Below are 6,175 nucleotides of genomic sequence, written 5' to 3'. Positions count from 1 at the left end.
TTCGGCGGCCACCGTGCCGGGCACCGGCTGCGGCACGCACGGCGCGGGCTGCCCGCCGCCGGGTCGCCGGCCGGCCCGGCGGCCCTCCAGGGCCGCGGCCAGCAGCGCCGCCTCCTCGATCGCGCCCACCGGCAGGGTCCCCACCGGCCCGCCGGCCCGCCGGGTCGCCTGCGCCAGCCAGGCCGGCACGTCGCCGTGCACGTACGGGCGCAGCGCCAGCTGCCCGTCGCGGATCTCGATGATCCGCCGGTACAGCGCGAACTCGGCGTGCCGCAGCGGCCGGCGGCGCCCGCCCTCGGGGCCGGCCAGCGCGATCTGCGGGACGACGGTGTGCAGCGCCGACCAGAGCGGCTCCAGCGCCAGGTACTGCCGCCGGGCCCGCGGCCAGCGCGCCGGCGCGGTGAGCCGGGCGCCCCACCGGGTGCCGCCCCAGAGCGTGAAGCCGGCGCCGCCCACCGTCAGGGCCGCGCAGAGCACCCCGAGCAGGTTGGAGACCTCGTCCTCGCCGCCGCCCTGCCGGCCGCTGGCCAGGATGTCGGTGATGTCGTCCAGCGCCCACAGGCTCCACAGCACGCCGACCGCGGTGGCGCAGGTCATCAGCCGCAGTCCGGTGCGCAGCGGCCCGGGCCGGGCCCGTCTGGCCTGCCGGGCGAGCACCGCGCCCAGGACCGCCAGGCAGCCCACGCAGTAGCCGGCGAAGAGCGTGTCGTAGGCCGCCAGCAGCCAGCGCCCCCAGCCGTGCACCACCAGCTCGTCGCCGCGCACCGCGCCGTGGGCCGCGCTGAAGAGCAGCACCATGACCGGCGGCACCAGCACGGCGGCCAGCACGTGCCGGCGGATCCGCACCCGGATCCGGGTCCGCGGCGAGGAGGGGCCGACGCCGCGCGCCTGCAGCCCCAGCGCCGCCAGGACCAGCAGGCTGACCGCGCCGGTCTTCAGGGTGTCGCCGAGCATCAGCGCCGCGCTCTGGCCGACCCCGGCGCCCCCCGCCGCCCGCACCGTGGCGGGCGCCAGGGCGGCCAGCGCACCGCCCATGCAGAGCGCGAAGCCGAAGACGTGCCGCTGCACCGGATCAGCCCCCTCCCCCCGCACCGCGGCCCACCGCTGGGCGGCGAGGGTGAGGAAGAGCGTGGCGCCCAGGTAGGCGAGCAGGTCGGTGGCGCCCAGCTCAGCCACCCGCGCGTCCCCGTGGGGTACCGAAGCCGCGCGGGGCGCCGAAGACCGACTCCACCCAGGAGCCGGCCGGCGCGGCCGGCAACCCGCCGGCGCCGGCCCCGGGCGCCCGCGAGGCCCGGTGCAGGATCATCGAGGCGACCAACTCGGCCTCCTGCTCCTGCGGTTCGGTGTAGACGGTGCGGCCGAGCACGCGCTGCACCAGCTCCGCGGACAGGTGCGGCAGCAGCACCTGCGCGGCGGCCGAGCCGGCCGGGGCGCTCTCGTGGTGGCCGCAGAGCAGGTGGGCGGCCTCGTGCAGCAGGATGTGCTGCTGGTGGAGGGCGGTGGTGTCCGCCGCGTAGAGGATGCAGTCGAACCGCTCGGTGGTGACGAGCAGCCCGCACGGGGTGTTCGCGCGGGCCGGCACCGCGATCAGCTCGATGGGCCGGCCGCGCTGCTCGGCGAGCTGCCCGATGAAGGCGGCGGCGTCGAAGGGCACGGGCAACTCCAGGGCGTCAGCGGTGCGTTGACATCGCTGCCAGAGCCGTCTGCGCTGCCCGCGCCGCCAAGCGCCCCGACCGATACCCACCCGCGGTCCCCTCCCCAGCCGAAGTACCGAACGTCCCCGGAGCCGCCCCGGCCACGGCACGACGATCCCGGCGCGACGATCCCGGTACGCCGACGCTAGCGCCCGCCAGGTGGCCCGTCGAGGCCACTCACCGCACCCCTGGCAGCTCCCGAGGCGCTGCTGCCCTCGCGGCGGGCGATCACGTCGATCAGGTCACTGATGGTGCCGACCCCCTCCGGCGAGAGGTTCACCGCGCGCAGCGCCATGCTGCGCACCCCGGCGTCGCGCAGCGCGCCCAGCAGCTCGAGCTCCTTGGCGATCGCGGCGCCCTGGTCGTCGTCGAAGAAGTAGGCCACCGGGACCTGGAAGAACTGCGCCAGCGCCTCCAGGTGGCGCTTGGTCGGGTTGTCCCTGCGTCCGGTGCGCAGTTGCCACAGGTAGGTCGCCGAGAAGCTCTCCCCGGTGGCCTCCCGACACGCCTTGGCGACCTCCTCGTGACTGTACTGCTCCCGGCTGGGCCGTCGGACGACGCGGAACAGCCCGTCGATCTTGTCAGCCAGCGTCGACACCGTGGGCTCCGGTCCGGTCATCCCATACCTCCCAGCCCGCCCCGTGCATCAACAGCACGCGCGGACCCAGCTCTCCCGATGACGGTCATCCTAGGTGACGTCGTGACGCGCTGTCAGCGGCCCCGTCGGCACCGGTCCGGTTACGGGGCGCCGGACTCCGCTTCCGGGGGCGCCGGCGCCCGCGCCCCGCTCACCCTGCGTGCTCCCCGCGCGCGCCCCTGCGGCCGACCGCACCCACCGATCCGGACCGCCGACGAGGGCCGCCGATCCGGCCCGACCGCCCCCGCACCCTTGTCACCGGCGCCCAAAGTGGGTTATATGGCCGATAAGGGAAGAAATGGGCCGCCTGTTCACCTGAGCTCCGACCCGGCTCGGACGTCGGAAGGCTGTCACCATGATCACCGAAATGGCCGTGGAACACGTCGAGTTCACCTGCGGACACTGCTGGCACCAGTGGAGCGCGGACTACGACGTCCAGCACTACCGGGACGACGAGGGCGCCGACTGGGAGAACTTCTCCCACGCGGGCATCCCCGCCGGCTCGCCCTACTCGGCCGACGGCGCGCCCGCCTGCCCGCGGTGCCACCGGCACTGGCTCGGCCACCTGGCCGGCCGCCACCTGCTCCCGCTGCCCGACGCCGCGACCCCGGCGCCGCAGGCCCACGCCGGGAGCTGACCCCGACCGCACCACGCTTTCGCACCACCGCATGCGCACCGCCACAGTGCCCGCTCCGACCCGGGGCGGGCACCACGGCGCGACGCCCTACGGCACCACCGTGACCGGCCAGCGGCCCGCGCGCACCAGCCGCACCGCCAGCGACCCGATCAGCCGGTGCCCGCGCCGCTCCGAGACGCCGACCACCAGCGCGTCCGCCCGCACCTCCTCGGCGAACCGGGTGATCTCGGTGTACGGGTCGCCGACCCGGGTGGTGAAGTCCACCCGCACCCCGCGCCCGCGCGCCTGCTCGACCAGGTCCCGCAGCTCCCGCGCGGTCGCCTCGCCGCTCTCGCGCTGCGCGAGCACCGCCTCCGCACTGGTGCTCCCCAACCCGCCGACGCCCTGCACGTAGATCGCGAGCAGCCGGCTGCCCTGGCGCCGGGCCAGCCCGCCCGCGTACGCCGCGGCGCGCAGCGAGGTCACCGAGCCGTCGATGGCCGCCACGATGGTCGCGGGGCCGTCGGTGCCGAGTTCGAAGGGGTGCGCGGGAGCCGACATGCGCCCAGTATCCCCCACCCTCCGCGCCCGCCCCGGCAACCGCGACGGGTCGGGCGGGCCGACCGACCCGACCGGTCGTAGACGATCGGTACGGCGATCCCGGGCGCCCCAAGGGCGAGTTGGCCAAGGCGATCTGATGATCCATAGGATCGCCGCGTGATCATCAAACGACGAACGGCAGGGCGCTTGGCGCGCCTGCTGGCCGCCCTGGCGATAACCGGCGTCTCGCTGCTCAGCGGGCTCCCGGCCGCCGCGGACGAACCGCCGGGCACCGCGCCGGCCGCCGCCGCGGAGCCCCCCAAGGTCGACCTGGTCCTGGACGTCAGCGGGTCCATGCGCACCGCCGACCTCGAGGGCCGCAGCCGGCTCTCGGTCGCCCAGCAGTCGCTGGACGAGGTGGTCGACGCACTGCCCGACGAGACCCAGTTCGGCATCCGGGTGCTCGGTGCCACCTACCAGGGCACCGACCACAACGCCGGCTGCCTGGACACCCAGTCCCTCTACCCGGTCGGGCACACCGACAAGGTGCAGGCGAAGACCGCGGTCGCCACCCTGCGCCCCACCGGCTTCACCCCGATCGGCCTGGCGCTGCGCGGTGCCGCGCAGGACCTCGGCCAGGGCCAGACCACCCGCCGGGTGGTGCTGATCACCGACGGCGAGGACGACTGCGCCCCGCCCGACCCCTGCGACGTGGCCCGCGAGCTGGCCGCCCAGGGCATCCACCTGGTGATCGACACGCTGGGCCTGTCGCACGACGACAAGGTCCGCAACCAGCTGCTCTGCATCGCCTCGGCGACCGGCGGCACCTACACCGACGTGCACACCGAGCAACAACTCAGCCAGAAGCTCAAGCAGCTGGTGGGCCGGGCCACGGTCACCTACCAGGAGGCGCCGACGCTGGCCGCCGGCACCGACACCTGCGCCACCGCGCCGCTGCTGGCGCCGGGCGTCTACAGCGACCGGGAGAAGTTCGCCGAGCACCGCTACTACCGGGTGCCGGTCGCCTCCGGCCAGGAGCTGCGCGCCTCGGTCAGCGTCTCGCTGGACCGCGCGGTGGCCCGGGACTACGGCGTGCTGCTGCAGGCCACCGATCCCGGTGGCCAGGAGCTGGTGCGCGGCGCCGACGCCGGCAGCGGCCGGACCGACGTGATCTCCACCGGCCTGCGCTGGGCGGCCACCGACAAGGCGGCGAGCTCGGCTCCCACCCCGCTCGCCGCGGGCACCGCCGCCGGCGGCGCGGTCTGCCTGGTGGTCAGCAACTCGCTCGCCGCGCAGCCCGGCGTGGCGACCGACCCCGGTCTGCCGCTGGAGCTGACCGTGGACGTGACCGCCGCCTCCCCCGCCCCGCAGGACGCGGTGCTGGGCCTGGGCCGCGGCTGGGTCCTGCTGCTGGTGCTGACCGGCGCCGGCCTGCTCTGCGGCCTGCTCTTCGGCTGGGTGGCGCGCTGGCGGATCTCGATCTGGCGGGAGAACTGACGATGCGCACCATCCTTCGATCCCCGGGCACGCGGGCGCTGCGGCGCGGCGTGGCCCTGGCCGGCGCGCTGCTGCTGGGCGCCGCCGCTCCGGCCGCCGCCGCCTCCGGCTCGCCGAGCACCGCGCCGAGCACCGCGCGCAGCCGCTCGCCGAGCGCCGGTGCCCCGGGCGGCACACCGGCCGCGGCCACCAGCGCGGGCACCTCGTTCCTGACCGCCACCACCCTCGCCCCCGGCCAGCGCGCCTCGGTCTCCGCCTCCACCGGTGACTACCTCTACTGGGCGTTCCCGGCCGCCGAGGGCCGCACCCCGGCGCTGACGGTGACCGTCACGCTGCCGGCCGCCGCCGACCGGCACGGCCCGCAGACCTGGACGGCGGAGGTCTTCGACGGCCTGCGCCGGCGCCAGGCCTGCACCGCCGGCCACCAGAGCGCCACCGCCGCGGCGAGCGCCACCAGCCTGACGGTGGACTGCACGCTGCGCCGGATCCGCTCCTGGGCCGAGCCGTGGTCCGGCGACCCGCTGCCGGGCACCTACTACATCCGACTCTCGCTCGCCGACGCGCCCGCGCAGGACCTCGGCCTGCCGGCCCGCGCCGACCTGACGCTCGCCGCGAGCGGCAGCGCGGACGACGCCCAGCCCGAGGGCGGCTCGCTGAAGGTGCCGCTGGCCCCGCCGGTCAACGCCGGCGCGACCCTGGCGCCGACCGCCACCGCCGTGCCCACCGCCGCGCCGAGCCCCAGCGCCGGGGCCAGTGCGGGCGCGAGCGGCATCCGGGTGGTGGCCGCCGCACCGGCGGCCAGGATCGCCCACTGGTACTCGGACCTGTTCTCGCAGTGGAACAGCCGCTGGGGCTGGACCCTGGCCGGTGGCGCGCTCGCGGCCCTGGCGGGCGTCGGCGGCTACACGCTGACCCGCCACCCGCGCGGTGGCCGCCGCCCGCCCGGCTACCGCCCCGGCCCGCAGCCGCAGCACGGCACCCCGGCCGAGAGGTACCAGCCGGTGGGCGCCGAGCGGGACTACTAGCGGCCCGCGTCCGGGTGGTGGCGGGCCGGTCACCCGCTGCCACCCGCGGGCCCGACACCACCCGGACGGCCTAGCGATGCCCGCCCACCGGCCGCCGTCCGGGGCCCGGCCCGCGAGCGGGGGGCGCCCCGGGGGGGGAGGGCCGCCGGGTCTCCGGCTACAAGGC

The 6,175-nt window shown here is 76.6% G+C and carries 7 protein-coding genes; 3 read left to right on the top strand and 4 right to left on the bottom strand.

Annotated features, from left to right (window positions below; genetic code table 11):
- The 3 genes from ABD323_RS18100 to ABD323_RS18090 all read right to left on the bottom strand — a co-directional run.
- Nucleotides 1–1,176 (bottom strand): MAB_1171c family putative transporter (locus ABD323_RS18100; RefSeq protein ID WP_344442699.1); only part of this gene is annotated, 1,176 nt, incomplete at its 3' end.
- The gene (locus tag ABD323_RS18095) at nucleotides 1,169–1,654 is read right to left on the bottom strand and encodes a ParH-like protein (RefSeq protein ID WP_344442698.1); all 486 of its coding nucleotides are present in this window, start codon (nucleotides 1,652–1,654) and stop codon (nucleotides 1,169–1,171) included. The genes ABD323_RS18100 and ABD323_RS18095, both read right to left, overlap by 8 nt.
- A gap of 185 nt (nucleotides 1,655–1,839) precedes the next feature.
- A complete protein-coding gene (locus tag ABD323_RS18090) occupies nucleotides 1,840–2,313 on the bottom strand; it encodes a helix-turn-helix domain-containing protein (protein WP_344442697.1) in 474 nt (157 codons plus the stop codon).
- A gap of 373 nt (nucleotides 2,314–2,686) precedes the next feature.
- On the opposite strand from ABD323_RS18090, the gene ABD323_RS18085 reads away from it, so the two are divergent.
- A complete protein-coding gene (locus ABD323_RS18085; RefSeq protein WP_344442696.1) occupies nucleotides 2,687–2,968 on the top strand; it encodes a hypothetical protein in 282 nt (93 codons plus the stop codon).
- An 87-nt stretch (nucleotides 2,969–3,055) separates the two neighbouring features.
- Here the strand turns inward: ABD323_RS18085 and ABD323_RS18080 are convergent, their stop codons facing one another.
- Nucleotides 3,056–3,508 (bottom strand): universal stress protein, encoded by a 453-nt coding sequence (locus ABD323_RS18080; RefSeq protein WP_344442695.1) that lies wholly within the window; start codon nucleotides 3,506–3,508, stop codon nucleotides 3,056–3,058.
- A gap of 156 nt (nucleotides 3,509–3,664) precedes the next feature.
- On the opposite strand from ABD323_RS18080, the gene ABD323_RS18075 reads away from it, so the two are divergent.
- Complete coding sequence (locus ABD323_RS18075) at nucleotides 3,665–4,984, top strand: VWA domain-containing protein (RefSeq protein WP_344442694.1); 1,320 nt, start codon at nucleotides 3,665–3,667, stop codon at nucleotides 4,982–4,984.
- A 2-nt stretch (nucleotides 4,985–4,986) separates the two neighbouring features.
- Nucleotides 4,987–6,009, top strand: a complete 1,023-nt coding sequence (locus ABD323_RS18070) for a peptidase (RefSeq protein ID WP_344442693.1) — start codon at nucleotides 4,987–4,989, stop codon at nucleotides 6,007–6,009.
- The last annotated feature ends 166 nt before the right edge of the window (nucleotides 6,010–6,175 follow it).

The sequence above is a fragment of the Kitasatospora nipponensis genome, from assembly GCF_039528135.1.
GTDB lineage: Bacteria > Actinomycetota > Actinomycetes > Streptomycetales > Streptomycetaceae > Kitasatospora > Kitasatospora nipponensis.
This window is presented reverse-complemented; position numbering and strand designations above follow the sequence as displayed.